General features: G+C 43.0%; 12 protein-coding genes. 3 read left to right on the top strand and 9 right to left on the bottom strand.

Annotated elements, in window-relative coordinates:
• Positions 1-1,271 precede the first annotated feature (1,271 nt).
• A complete protein-coding gene (locus tag L1D31_RS21205) occupies positions 1,272-1,682 on the top strand; it encodes a hypothetical protein (RefSeq protein WP_239838964.1) in 411 nt (136 codons plus the stop codon).
• A gap of 86 nt (positions 1,683-1,768) precedes the next feature.
• Here L1D31_RS21205 and L1D31_RS21200 read toward each other — a convergent pair whose 3' ends face one another.
• Positions 1,769-1,975 (bottom strand): helix-turn-helix transcriptional regulator, encoded by a 207-nt coding sequence (locus L1D31_RS21200; protein ID WP_239838963.1) that lies wholly within the window; start codon positions 1,973-1,975, stop codon positions 1,769-1,771.
• A 93-nt stretch (positions 1,976-2,068) separates the two neighbouring features.
• Between L1D31_RS21200 and L1D31_RS21195 the strand changes: the two genes are divergently transcribed.
• Positions 2,069-2,536 carry a hypothetical protein gene (locus L1D31_RS21195; RefSeq protein ID WP_239838962.1) on the top strand — a complete coding sequence of 156 codons (468 nt, stop codon included), beginning with the start codon at positions 2,069-2,071 and terminating at the stop codon, positions 2,534-2,536.
• Between the two features lie 196 nt (positions 2,537-2,732).
• On the opposite strand, the gene L1D31_RS21190 is transcribed toward L1D31_RS21195, so the two are convergent.
• On the bottom strand, positions 2,733-3,440 hold the full coding sequence (locus L1D31_RS21190) for a hypothetical protein (RefSeq protein WP_239838961.1): 708 nt from the start codon (positions 3,438-3,440) through the stop codon (positions 2,733-2,735).
• 649 nt (positions 3,441-4,089) lie between these two features.
• On the opposite strand from L1D31_RS21190, the gene L1D31_RS21185 reads away from it, so the two are divergent.
• Positions 4,090-4,626, top strand: coding sequence for a hypothetical protein (locus tag L1D31_RS21185; RefSeq protein ID WP_239838960.1), 537 nt, complete (start codon positions 4,090-4,092; stop codon positions 4,624-4,626).
• Between the two features lie 496 nt (positions 4,627-5,122).
• Here L1D31_RS21185 and L1D31_RS21180 read toward each other — a convergent pair whose 3' ends face one another.
• The 7 genes from L1D31_RS21180 to pntA form a co-directional block, all read right to left on the bottom strand.
• Positions 5,123-5,272, bottom strand: a complete 150-nt coding sequence (locus tag L1D31_RS21180; RefSeq protein ID WP_239838959.1) for a YoaH family protein — start codon at positions 5,270-5,272, stop codon at positions 5,123-5,125.
• 64 nt (positions 5,273-5,336) lie between these two features.
• Complete coding sequence (locus tag L1D31_RS21175) at positions 5,337-6,551, bottom strand: conjugal transfer protein TraF (RefSeq protein ID WP_239838958.1); 1,215 nt, start codon at positions 6,549-6,551, stop codon at positions 5,337-5,339.
• A gap of 59 nt (positions 6,552-6,610) precedes the next feature.
• Complete coding sequence (locus tag L1D31_RS21170) at positions 6,611-7,483, bottom strand: DUF2861 family protein (RefSeq protein WP_239838966.1); 873 nt, start codon at positions 7,481-7,483, stop codon at positions 6,611-6,613.
• On the bottom strand, positions 7,483-8,142 hold the full coding sequence (gene vxrB / locus L1D31_RS21165; RefSeq protein WP_239838957.1) for a response regulator transcription factor VxrB: 660 nt from the start codon (positions 8,140-8,142) through the stop codon (positions 7,483-7,485). Before vxrB ends, L1D31_RS21170 begins: the two co-directional genes overlap by 1 nt.
• Positions 8,117-9,616: a sensor histidine kinase VxrA gene (gene vxrA / locus L1D31_RS21160; RefSeq protein ID WP_239838956.1), complete on the bottom strand. Its 1,500-nt coding sequence runs from the start codon at positions 9,614-9,616 to the stop codon at positions 8,117-8,119. The genes vxrB and vxrA overlap by 26 nt, the downstream gene beginning before the upstream one ends.
• A gap of 103 nt (positions 9,617-9,719) precedes the next feature.
• Positions 9,720-11,096, bottom strand: a complete 1,377-nt coding sequence (gene pntB / locus L1D31_RS21155; RefSeq protein ID WP_239838955.1) for a Re/Si-specific NAD(P)(+) transhydrogenase subunit beta — start codon at positions 11,094-11,096, stop codon at positions 9,720-9,722.
• A 12-nt stretch (positions 11,097-11,108) separates the two neighbouring features.
• Positions 11,109-12,644, bottom strand: a complete 1,536-nt coding sequence (gene pntA, locus L1D31_RS21150) for a Re/Si-specific NAD(P)(+) transhydrogenase subunit alpha (protein WP_239838954.1) — start codon at positions 12,642-12,644, stop codon at positions 11,109-11,111.
• Between the last annotated feature and the right edge of the window lie 57 nt (positions 12,645-12,701).

Raw genomic sequence — 12,701 nt, 5'->3', positions numbered from 1 at the left:
ATTGGGGCATTTGGCCGCTCAGGAGGGAATGGTTTCATCTTCTGCAGCCATGATGTTTTTAACCGTTTCGATCCTGATGGTCGACTCGATATCGGGATGCTGGTCGGAGGGATTGTGCTCGCGGTAGTGAGTGTGGTCAGTATCGTGGCCACGGTTGCTACCGCGGGCGCCGCGACACCGGTTGCAGTGACGGTCATGGGGGTGGCATCTGGAGTGCTGGCTACCGCCAGTGCAGCGACGAGTATCGCAGCGGCTGTGATTGATGATCCTACCAACACACACTACAACAACCTCACTCAAGCCTCCAAATGGTTAGGAGTTGCATCAGCGGCGGTCGGGCTTGTGGCGGGTGTTGGCGGAGCAATGAGTAGTGGCGCTGCGGCTACTGGCGCCTCAACCAGTCTAAAAACGTTCACAAAAGCYAGTAAAGCGAGCAAGTTTGGGGTCGTGTTTGATGCAGTTGGACTGGTCGGAATGACGACCGAGACTAGTGCCATGTACGTCACCGATCCCACCGCACAAGAAGTGCTCTCAAAGGTTGGCTATAGCCTTGGATTGATCGGTCGGGTTGGAAGCCTAGGAGCCTTCGCCTCGGATATGCCCGGCAATTTGCATGTCAGCAAAGAGTACATGGTCGATGGGGTAGGAGACGTGCAAATAGGCAGTCAAGTCACCAGCAAGACCCCTGGTCAATACACCGGAAAGACCTCAGGTACAACCAAGCTGAANGGAGCCTTCGCCTCGGATATGCCCGGCAATTTGCATGTCAGCAAAGAGTACATGGTCGATGGGGTAGGAGACGTGCAAATAGGCAGTCAAGTCACCAGCAAGACCCCTGGTCAATACACCGGAAAGACCTCAGGTACAACCAAGCTGAATGTGGCGTCGACCGCGAGCAAAAACTTTATTAACAGTGCGAGAACCATGGGCAATGTGGGACTACGAATAAACACCAACTATGTTGCGGATCCACAAGCGTCCGATAGCGCGGTGTCAGACACGGCGATCCCGGCTCCAGAGCAACAGCCTGTCCCCATGGATTTTATCAGTCCACAACGGGATATCAGAAAGTTATTGATATAATTGGTGTTTTATAATTTATACGTAGGTAAAACAAGCTCTTCTATCTATTGGGAGACTCATCCTACTGTATCGCCTTGTAACGGGAGACCTGTTTAGAGGTATGATTTCGTTCGATTAAATGAGGTTATATATGCCAAGAAACATTTCTCCCGAATTTAAACGTGAGTGTGCTGAACTCGTGATCATTCATGGTTACAAACATAAGGACGCGGCCGCTGCAATGGGTGTCGGTTTGTCTTCAATACAAGCAGGAGCAATCTGGCGTTACACCCAAATCAACAGCACTGGCTGCTGAACAGCTCTTTTGGGTCTTTAATGTTTTTGAAAAATGGACGTCCTTAATCTCGAGAAGTGTAGTATTTGATGATTTTGACCCTGAAGACACTCGACACACCGTTGAGCAGTACTATTTGGATGATGACAAGTTGTCTGCGATGCCAGAGAAAGATCGTTTAGTCTTTATGCCTAAATTCAGCGACTATCCTCATATTATCGTTCATGAGAAAGTTGTGAAAGTGTTCAAGAAACACAATGTAGATACTTTGAACCTTGTTAAAGTGTCTGACTGGGAAACGGGGCTCCAGTTTGTAGAGTCTTAATGAGTATGCATCTCGGTCAGGAAAATGGCCGAGATGATTACCAAAGATAGGGCAACAAGCCAATACAAATTGGGTGTTATTCAAGATTAGGGTAATAATTCTCTGACATCACACTCTAACACTGAAGCCAACATATAGGCTTTTTCCAAAGTTATATTTACTTCTCCTCGCTCTATCCGTCCAATATAGCTTCTATCTATTTGCGCCATTAGGGCCAGCTTTTCTTGTGCAATGGATTTGCTTAAACGCATCTTACGCAGATTATCTCCAAACTGCTTTGCTAAGTCTTTCATTTTATGTCGTTCTTAAAATCAAAGACTATCCGCTCTTGATGCGTCCATATCCACGGACTATAATCCGTAACTTTCCATTTTGATGGTGTCGCTATGACCGAAGTCTATCGAATTAACCGTGATGTCTATAAAGCTATCACTCACCCTTCAATGAGTAGTTTTCGCGTGACAGATGTTCGTAAACATATTCAGAGCCATTCTGATTCGTATGGCAGCGTGTCTAACGCTCGTCAACTTGTCGCAAGGGAGCTTGATAAACTCGAAAAGGCTGGGCTTGCTGTTGGCCAAGGAACTAGGCATAACAAAACTTACTCAAAAACAAGTGCCTTTAATGAAATGAGGTTTGACCTTAAAGAAAAACGTTTGATAAGTTCAAAAGTAGCCACTGCAAAGAGTCCGTTGCGATCTATTCATTCAACGCTACAGCAAGAAAAGTCTGACATTGAAGCTGAACTAACAATCACCCTAGAAGAGCTCAAAGAGTACAAAATACTAAAGAAGCGTTCGAGGGAACTCTGTAGGTTACTCGATGAACCGCATTCGAATGCAGCCAAAAAATAGGAATACAGCTAATCGCTTTGAGGGCAGTGGTGCCTCTAGGCAAGGCGCTTCCTTGTCTAAACAAAAAAATTGCATGCAAAATTGAACCGTTGAAGGCTTCATTTTTAGCACTAGAAAATCTCCAACAGTACGTCTAAAGCTTGCTTACCCGTAGAGTGCGGATCATGTGCGACTCTGTACGCCTTGTCGTGCCACGTTAAAAGCCGTCCGTTTGTTTTTTCCAAGCGAAAGGCATATCGGTCGTGACTCCGTACCTGGCGTTATCAAGGCTTTGTGTTAACTCTTCAATAGAGCTGGCGTACGTCACCCATTCGCGTATTATTTTTACGATTCTGACCATTTCCGCCTTAATGGGGGTGCCTTTTTCTTCAAACAGCGGCGCACGGTAACGATTCTTAAAGAACTCAACCATGATGAAGTCGTCTTCAGTCAATTCGATTCTACGATATGAGTGCTGTGTTTTAATTGACGGTTTATGCCTCCTTGGGTCGTCAACATCATCCGGTAGATTCTGTACAACCATCACGAATTTGGTTTTACCTCGTGAATCCGGTAGTGTTTCACCAATGCTGTCTGTCATGAGCAACTGCACCTCACCGACACGCAAACCATAGTTGTACATCAATCTATGTATGAGGTAATTACGGTATTGCTGAAAACCTTCTTCAAATGGATTAACAGGGTTAATCACTGACTCTACACGTTCACCAGAATCAACATCAGTGAAAGCAGGAGTGGAGGGGAGCAACATGTTCATCAGTTCAATACTTTGCTTATCAGTGATACTTTTGTATCTGTATGAAGGTTCGTTCTGCGACACCTCAATCTGGTTGAAGCTCTTTATCGCTGCGTCAAGGCTACTACTATTTACCTTGAAAACTTCGTGAGCGTCGATAGGTGACATGTCTTGGTATGACACATTCATTATCGGAAATTGAGGTATCGAAAGAAACCACTGACATGTCTGATGTGTCCGCCATAAGTTATTTTGTTTGACTGGGAAATGGTTAGCTGCATAAACCCAAGACCCAGAATAAATATTGTATCCTGCTTCGTAGAAATCGTTATCGAACGTTCGCTTGTATTTCTTGAAGTATAGATATAGAAGAACTTCAACGAACGATGGATATTCCTCTGAGTGATCAGTTTTTTCCGATTCAGTTTTTTCAAACCATAAACGGTGACGAACAGAGACGGTAAGGTGGTCTCATCATCCACTAAAATATGAGCTAGTTGTTTATTCCTTGAAACTTCCAAAGTTGAGTAAGTCATGAACCTCACAATTAACTACTATGAAATTATCGTAAGCCCAACACTAAATTATGACAAGTAGGTAACTGGGAGCTAAGTTGTTGAAATTGACCAAGTCATGAAGCTAAATAGAAACCCAGACTATTTAACATAACGTACATAATGCGCACTAAGGGTGTAGGTGCAATTTAGTAATGTCCGGTTTGAGCCATTAAAAAAATTTCCCTCTACAACTACTGGTACTTATCATACAGCTCATGCGAAAATGCTATGTGTTCATGTAAAGCTAAACCGATTAATCAATGAAATTACTCGCTCTCTCTCTTTCTCTTCTTCTTTTATCTGGCTGTTCTACCACTACTAAGGATGGTTTATCATTTATTGAGAACGTTGAGTATGAGCATGTTATTGGCGTACCAAGTACTAACAAAAGAAACGTGATATTTACCTATAGCCGCGAAGGCAAGAAAGATCGAACTGTGGCTTTAAATATCGATTTTGAACCAGTCGTAATGCGTTTTAAGCTTTGTGAAAACAATGGCCAATATGATGGTTTGAGTGATGCAGATATCAGTGTAGTTTCAAAGCTCACCGTTAATTGTGACTCGTGGGTTGCAATCCACCCACTCGAGAATGATAAATATCTCCTTTCCTACGAACTGAACCTGTTGTTAGGGTTTCAACCAAAGTATATCGACGGTAAGAAAGTTCTCGAGCCCATTATGAAGAAACTTGCCCAGTATAAGGCTGTTTATCGCCCAGAATCAGTCGCATATCCATTAAAAAGATACTCTAATGATAAGTTAGTTGAATCTACGTTCGTTGATTTCAATTTATAGCGAGCGTTTGATGTCCGCCCCCACAATGTTTAGATATTAAATTATCTGCCTTTTATCTCGTATTCACCTCGTATAATCACAGCCAATAAGTGACGCTGTATCTTTTTATAGTGAAGTCAAACTAGAGCTTCCTTTCATATTACAACTTATCATTTCTACGCTCAGAGATCGGACTCTAACATTTCTTTCTAATCCAAACATTCCAAAAGCCATCTGTGACACCATAACTCATAAGAACAAAATGCTATGGGATAGCGAGCGCTTACAGACAAAAGGTTACTCTTTGTAATTAAATTACAACAAGGGGGTGCGCCACTTTGCTGGGGAGATGAATATCCCATCCTAACTCATTGTATTTAAAAAACTTAATGTAGAATTTGCATTGCTTAACCGTGTGATTCATTTTGGTTCAAAGATAATTTCCTCTGAAAAATATGTTTGCAGTGTAAATAAAAAGAGAGCAGTTTCCTGCTCTCTCCTATATAAATAAACGGCTCTACTCTTTTGGCTTTGCTTGCTGTCTGATTTCCTCAGCGACAATTTTGATGGCTTCTGCTGTACTTATCCCCTGTGCCATTAGCTCTTGGATTTTTTCAACAGCTTTTTGTTGTTCATGGTGAGATAGAGGTGGGAAATCATCTAGCATAAAAAAGGCTCCTATTTACTTAGGAGCCGACTATATTATGATTTCTTTATTATCACCAGAACTTCTAATAACTTCCTAAGAAGTTGATATAGGCACCCATTGAGTTTTCGTTGGTGTAACTTGCACCGATATCCATTTGGAACAGGTTCAATGGTGATAGACCTATACCAGCAGTAATAGTATCGTCTAGATTGTCATAGGCGAGATTGCGTCGCCACCCTGCCCTTAGCTTAAGTTGGCGCATGATGTCGATTTCACCGCCGACTCTCAGATATTGAGTGTTATCATTAAAATTTGTGTAACGCTCATCTTCATTAATGTCGTAATCGACACTTAATGTTGCGTAATCCGCGACTAGGCCAACACCAACAGTGTATTGAGGTTTCATTTGATAAGCGTATGAAGATGCAGGAATAGTTCTCGATTGGCTTCCATCTATGCTTGAAGTTAATGTCTGCTCCGGAAGCTCTTGCGTCATGATATCACGAGATACCAAGTTCATTGCCGAGACGCCAACACGTAATGGACCATGAAACCATAAGAAACCTGCATCCATGTTAAACATGGTCTCACCGGTTCCATTGTCACGCACGTCTTTGATATCGTAATTGTTTAGGTTTGCACTGTACACATAAGTGTAAACGCGCTGAATTTTTGGCGAAACACCGAATGAAATATGCTGACCAAGGAATGTTTGATACTTGGCAAGAGAGAGACCAACTTCTGTCACACCTATAGCGACAGCGTTAACCGCACTTAGCTCTGCGTTAACTGCGGTATCTAAGTCACTATTGCCGGTGTTGGCACCAGAGTATATATCTGTTTGTGCAAATGATTCCGCATAGGCCTTACCGAAAAGATTCGCCGCAATAAAACTATTTGGTATTGCGAAAGCGACTACCCCCCCAATTTCGAGCTTTGCAATATCATTTTCTAAACCATTGAGGGTAGTTTGAAGTCGAGCAGCATCTTCAGAAGTAATACTATTGCTACTGACAGCACTATTAATGATGTCAGCAGCTTGGTCTAATCCATCAACCATCTCGTGCTCATCATTATAGGCTAAACCAAATGAGGGGATGATCATACCAACATCGTCGTTGCGTCTATAGATTGCTGTGATGGCTGGGTTGTAGAAAGGTGCTGTTAAGAAGTTTGCAGAAACAACCCCGACTCCCCCCATTGCATCGCCTCGTGCTTCTACTGCATAGGTGGCTGCATAGGAACTTGTTGAAGCCAAAGCGATAGACAACGATAAGATTTTTATTGAATTTTTCATATCGATATAAACTTTCTATTTCCTTATGTTTATATCGTCCTATTGTGTCTTAACTTTAATTATTCCTCTATAGAAACGTCATATGTTTTACTAATTATTTGGGACTGTTCAACAATTATTGGGCCTTGCCATCTTTGATGAGTCATGGATACGGCTAAGACGTATCGACCGGGTTCAACAATATTCGGTTCTAAAGCGTTTGGATAATCGGACTCATAGGTGTCTCCCCACACTTTATTATATTGTCCATCAACATAGTTATATAGAGCCGTATCTAACTTTGGCAAAGGGCAATGAGAATTCAATAACGCATTTCTTTCGACCCTCCATTGATCTTTGGATTGCCAGCGTACCGTGACTTTTGCCTTCGGCTCGCCGAATACTATCCAAGAGCTCCATGAAGTCTGATCTTTAGCTGTAACATCTAAGCGATATAAGCCCATAGGGATTTTGCTGTTTAGATTGTAACGCTTAACGTATGATTTAATCTGTTCTTCATTTTCAGCTAGCTTAACAAAGGAATTATCTGTAGAAATGCTTTTCTGCACCCAGCGAGAGAGTGAAATATCAGTGACATCTTTTCGAGACGCAATTTCAATTAGCGCACGATATGAATCTCGTCCTGGGCTTTGGGTTTCGATTGCACGAACCGTAACCCCTTTTATCCAGTCAGGGAAGGGTTTTGAATCTAGACCTTTGCCGCAATCAACTTGAAGTGACTGCTGAAACAGCTCATTAAGGTGTGGTGAGATTGCTCTATTCTTCTCCTGTTGCCAAACTTCAACTAACGATGTAAACATCGCTGGGAGATCATTATTCAGCAAATAACGGTGGGCTTGAGTTAGCGGAGAATTACTCTCAAACCATGGGATATTAGCCGCAGAGGTAGGCGTGCTAGCTAGCACGCCTAGAAGTAACGCTTTAAATTTCATCATGCCTTCATTTTGTAGCCAACCCCACGAAGGGTTTCAATTTCCAATCCAGGCAGCTTCTGTCGTAACTGAAGAACATGAGTATCGACTGTTCGAGTCGTTGGGAAATGATTGTACCCCCAAACATGATCGAGTAGCTCGTCACGAGTAAATACGCGGCCTAAGTTACTTGCTAAGAATAAAAGCAAATCGAATTCAGTTCGGGTTAATGTAATGGACTCATCTTTATAAAAGACTTCACGAGTTGCTTTATCTATCACTAAATGTTGAGTTTTTACTTTGCTGTCATCTTGAGCATCAGACTCAGGCGCTCTCAGCTGAGCACGAATACGAGCAAAAAGCTCAGCTTCCGCAAAAGGCTTCGTTAGATAGTCGTTTGCTCCCGCATCTAACCCCGTAACCTTGTCTTTTACTGTTACCAGTGCGGTTAACAAAATGACAGGAACATCTTTTATCGCCTTCCAGCCAACCAGATGCTCTACGGAATCACCATCCGGCAATTGACGGTCCAAAATAACAAGATCCGCCTTATCCCAATATTGCTCTACATCAGCAATAGTTTCAGAGTGAAAACATTCATACCCTGCTTGTTCTAGGCTGACTAACAGGCCATCGGCTAGGTTTTTATCGTCTTCAACAAGAAGCAGTGTCTGTTTCACAAGGTATCTCCAATATAAACGTTGTTGGCGGTCCAATCAGGGTCATTTTACCCCCCATTCTGCCTACCATAGATTCAACGATTGTTAAGCCTAAACCAAGACCAGCTTTACTAACAAATGGCTTACGTAATTGTCGCCAATCTTTTTGAGTTAACTCGCCTTGGTCTATCACTTTAACGGTAATTAAATTATCATCAGTGCTGACATCCAGCACTATCGGCGCAACACCATATTTGGTCGCGTTGCGTATCAGGTTATCAATACAAGTTCCTAGCCAATAAACATTCAGCTTTGCTGCTATATCATGATTGACTACTAATTGGATCTTGCCATTAAATTCTTCATCAACTTTAAACTCTAACCATTCTTTCACTGATGGCACCCACTCGGTGGCCAAAGGTTTATTGTCTGATTGTAAGTAATCTTTACTGGCTTCAGCCAGCTGTCTTAAGCGCCGAGAGTCTTCACACAGCCGACGAAACTCATCATAAACTGACTCAGGTAGCTTTTCGAACTCACGCCGAAAACCTTCAACCGTTAGAGATAGACTCGCGATCGGGGTTCTAAGTTCATGTGTTAGTATCTGAAGAATCAACATTCGACTCTTCATTTCTTGGCGTTTAGTGTTCCAACGGTAAACAGACCATCCTAAAACCAACAGAATATTGGCAATAACCAATACGACCATGCTGACTCGAAGTATCTGAGAGTGATCTTCAACATCCCAACAGAGATTCCCCCTTTGGACAAAACAGCTATTCGACTCGCTTTTTAGCTGAACACTTAATCCTGCGTCATCTGCATTTTGTTTCCAAATACTTTCTGGGAAAACTAAGTAGCTATCATTTTGACGTAGCCACATCTCACCCTGCTCAAGAAACATACTCGATCCTGAAAGCAACGCGAGTATTGTTTCTTCGTTCATTCTTTGCAAGCGGCCAAGCAGTGTTTCCCTTGGCGCTAATGGCCTCTCCTTAATATGCATATACTGTTGGAGCTGCTCTTGTCTTTCAGGGTGTAACGAAACATAACGTTTGGCATAAGTACCGCCACCCGGGTGAATTAACCCACTGCGTGCAAACCATTTTTCACTCAGCTTTGTCCCTTTACAAACCGCTCGAGTAAATACCAACGGTTCAGTAATCAACGGGCTTAACGGCAGTTTCCCTGTACAGTTTTGTGCCAGTTGATACAAACGTTGAATATCTTTCAATGGATAAGACGAGGTCTGAGGAAGCATTGAATCTGGGGTGATCAAACGGGTTGGATAATCAGATTGTATGATACGAATATCGTAAGATGCACTGAATTGATCCTGGCTGAAAGAATCGACAAATTGATCGATGCGTTCAGGCAGCGAATCAGCATTAGCACTGAAACTCAATGCTGCTGTACATACTGTTAATATATTGAAAGCCGTTCTAATCAATGCAAAAATTCTATAAATCAGTGGGTTAGATTTAGAGTAAAACATTATGGCAAAAATATAAATTTCAAATGTAATATTGGTGTCAATAATGCTACTCAGAAAACAAAAGAAGCCAGCAGTTGCTGGCTTCTTACTTAGTTAGACTATGTTACAGAGCTTTAGAAATGGCGTCTACACTCTCTTTCGCATCACCAAATAGCATCTGTGTATTGTCTTTAAAGAACAGCGGGTTTTGCACGCCTGCATAACCTGTGTTCATAGAGCGCTTAAACACAATAACGTTTTTCGCATTCCAAACTTCTAGAACCGGCATGCCAGCAATCGGACTGTTTGGATCTTCTTGCGCTGCTGGATTAACAGTATCGTTTGCACCAATCACGAGAACTGTGTCGGTTTCATCAAAATCGTCGTTAATTTCATCCATTTCCAGAACGATATCGTACGGAACTTTCGCTTCTGCCAAAAGTACGTTCATGTGACCCGGTAACCGGCCAGCAACTGGGTGAATACCAAAGCGTACTTTTATACCCTTAGCTCTTAGCTTCTCAGTAATTTCATGAACAGGGTATTGTGCTTGAGCAACAGCCATTCCGTATCCTGGAGTAATAATCACTGACTTAGAGTTTTTCAGCATTTCAGCGACTTCATCCGCAGTGGATTCACGGTGCTCTCCATGCTCAACATCGGTTGAAATAGAAATTTCCTGACCAAAACCGCCTGCGATAACACTGACAAACGAACGGTTCATTGCTTTGCACATAATGTACGAAAGGATGGCGCCTGAAGAACCAACCAAAGCCCCCGTTACGATGAGAAGATCGTTTGCAAGCATGAAGCCTGCCGCTGCGGCAGCCCAACCAGAGTAAGAGTTAAGCATTGAAACGACGACTGGCATATCAGCACCGCCGATAGAAGCGACAAGATGATAACCAAACGCGAATGCAATCAATGTCATTACAATAAGTGCGAACATGCTGCCATCAGCGTTCACAAAATGCATCATAAGCAAAGTCGAAACAACAACTGCTGCCAAGTTCATTTTATGTTTGTGCGGAAGGTTCAAAGGAGAAGATGAAACAATACCTCGAAGCTTACCAAATGCGACAACAGAGCCCGTAAAAGTTACCGCACCGATGAACACACCCAAGAAGACTTCAACTAAATGAATCACATGTTCAGCGTGTGTCGCAGCTTCTGGTGCATCTAGGTAGCTGTTGTAGCCCACCAAAACCGCAGCCATACCAACAAAGCTATGAAGGATTGCAACCAACTCCGGCATTTCGGTCATTTCTACTTTCTTAGCGTAGTGAATACCAATGGTGCCACCAATTGCCATTGCGATAATGATCCAAACAAAGCCTTGAGATTCAGGACCAAAGATCGTGGCGATCAAGGCGATCGTCATCCCGACAATACCATAGTAATTACCTGATTTCGCTGATTCTTGTTTGGATAAACCAGCTAGGCTCAAAATAAAGAATAATGCAGCAACAATATAAGCTGCTTGTACTAATCCTGCAGACATTCTCGTTACTCCTTAGTCTTTACGGAACATTTCAAGCATACGTTTAGTGACGGTGAAGCCACCAAAAATGTTGATACTTGCAATTAAAACGGCAATAAATGCCAAGAAAGATACAACCCCATTCCCCTGACCTATCTGCAATAAAGCACCAACAACAATGATGCCTGAAATTGCATTAGTCACAGACATAAGAGGAGTATGGAGTGCGTGCGTTACGTTCCAGACAACGTAATAACCTACAACACACGCGAGGACGAACACAGTAAAGTGAGAGAGAAATGCTGCAGGCGCAACAGACGCAATCCAAGCAAAAGCTCCAACACCAATAGCTAAAGCGGCAAGTTTCTTGACCGGAGAAACTGGCTCTGCGACTTTTTCTTCAACTTTCACTGGCTCAGCAGGTTTCTGTTGCGGCTGAGCTGATACTTTTATCGGAGGAGCAGGCCATGTCACTTCTCCTTCTTTAACAACCGTAACACCGCGAAGAACAACATCTTCAAAGTCGATATCAATACTACCGTCTTTTTCTTTGCAAAGTAGTTTAAGCAGGTTGACTAAGTTAGTCGCATAAAGTTGAGATGATTGAGTCGGTAATCGGCCAACCATATCGGTGTAACCGACAATTTTAACACCATTGTCAGTCGTAATGACTTTATCTGCTTGAGTGTATTCGCAGTTACCGCCGTTAGCAGCTGCTAGGTCGACAATGACACTTCCCGCTTTCATGCTATCCACCATTTCTTTGGTGATTAGCTTAGGCGCAGGCCGGCCTGGAATGAGTGCCGTTGTAATAATGATATCAACATCTTTAGCCTGTTCAGCATAGAGCTCTTCCGCTTTTTTGTTGAATTCATCTGACATCTCTTTTGCGTAGCCATCGCCCGCACCAGAATCTTCTTTGAAATCGACTTCTAGGAACTCAGCTCCCATCGATTGAACTTGCTCTTTGACTTCCGGACGAACGTCAAACGCTCGAACAATTGCCCCTAAGCTACCAGCAGCCCCAATTGCAGCAAGGCCAGCAACACCAGCCCCAGCCACAAGCACTTTGGCTGGTGGAACTTTACCTGCCGCTGTAATTTGGCCTGTGAAGAAGCGACCAAATTCATGGGCAGCTTCAACCACTGCACGGTAGCCGGCAATATTGGCCATTGAAGACAATGCATCTAGCGCTTGTGCCCTTGAAATTCGAGGCACTGAATCCATTGCCATTACGTTAATGTTCTTGCTCGAAAGCTTTTCCATCAACTCTGGGTTTTGAGCTGGCCAAATAAAACTGATGAGTGTAACACCCTCTTTAATCAAGGCGATTTCATCGTCGCTTGGTGCGTTAACTTTAAGAATGAGGTCTGACTGCCATACCTCTTCCGTGGTGACAATTTTGGCACCAGATGATTCAAAAGAGGAATCATCAAAACTTGCAAGTTCCCCTGCACTAGATTCGACATTAACATCAAACCCTAACTTCAACAGCTGCTCAACCGACTTGGGCGAGGCAGCCACTCGCGTTTCACCCGCGAGTATTTCTTTTGGCACACCAATTTGCATAGCTATTCCTTGACTACTGGCAACAATGATTAACTGTTTTTATCTAACGGTTTCATT

It is taken from the genome of Vibrio sp. Isolate23 (assembly GCF_022398095.1).
GTDB classification, from domain to species: domain Bacteria; phylum Pseudomonadota; class Gammaproteobacteria; order Enterobacterales; family Vibrionaceae; genus Vibrio; species Vibrio coralliilyticus_A.
Note: the sequence above shows the minus strand (reverse complement) of the source record. Positions and strands in the feature narration are given on the sequence as shown.

What these genes read in the sequence shown, in the direction of transcription:
- L1D31_RS21205 (WP_239838964.1), top strand. Translation starts at nt 1,272, where the DNA reads ATGGTTACAAACATAAGGACGCGGCCGCTGCAATGGGTGTCGGTTTGT.
- L1D31_RS21200 (WP_239838963.1), bottom strand. Translation starts at nt 1,975, where the DNA reads ATGAAAGACTTAGCAAAGCAGTTTGGAGATAATCTGCGTAAGATGCGT.
- L1D31_RS21195 (WP_239838962.1), top strand. Translation starts at nt 2,069, where the DNA reads ATGACCGAAGTCTATCGAATTAACCGTGATGTCTATAAAGCTATCACT.
- L1D31_RS21190 (WP_239838961.1), bottom strand. Translation starts at nt 3,440, where the DNA reads ATGTCACCTATCGACGCTCACGAAGTTTTCAAGGTAAATAGTAGTAGC.
- L1D31_RS21185 (WP_239838960.1), top strand. Translation starts at nt 4,090, where the DNA reads ATGAAATTACTCGCTCTCTCTCTTTCTCTTCTTCTTTTATCTGGCTGT.
- L1D31_RS21180 (WP_239838959.1), bottom strand. Translation starts at nt 5,272, where the DNA reads ATGCTAGATGATTTCCCACCTCTATCTCACCATGAACAACAAAAAGCT.
- L1D31_RS21175 (WP_239838958.1), bottom strand. Translation starts at nt 6,551, where the DNA reads ATGAAAAATTCAATAAAAATCTTATCGTTGTCTATCGCTTTGGCTTCA.
- L1D31_RS21170 (WP_239838966.1), bottom strand. Translation starts at nt 7,483, where the DNA reads ATGAAATTTAAAGCGTTACTTCTAGGCGTGCTAGCTAGCACGCCTACC.
- vxrA (WP_239838956.1), bottom strand. Translation starts at nt 9,616, where the DNA reads ATGTTTTACTCTAAATCTAACCCACTGATTTATAGAATTTTTGCATTG.
- pntB (WP_239838955.1), bottom strand. Translation starts at nt 11,096, where the DNA reads ATGTCTGCAGGATTAGTACAAGCAGCTTATATTGTTGCTGCATTATTC.
- pntA (WP_239838954.1), bottom strand. Translation starts at nt 12,644, where the DNA reads ATGCAAATTGGTGTGCCAAAAGAAATACTCGCGGGTGAAACGCGAGTG.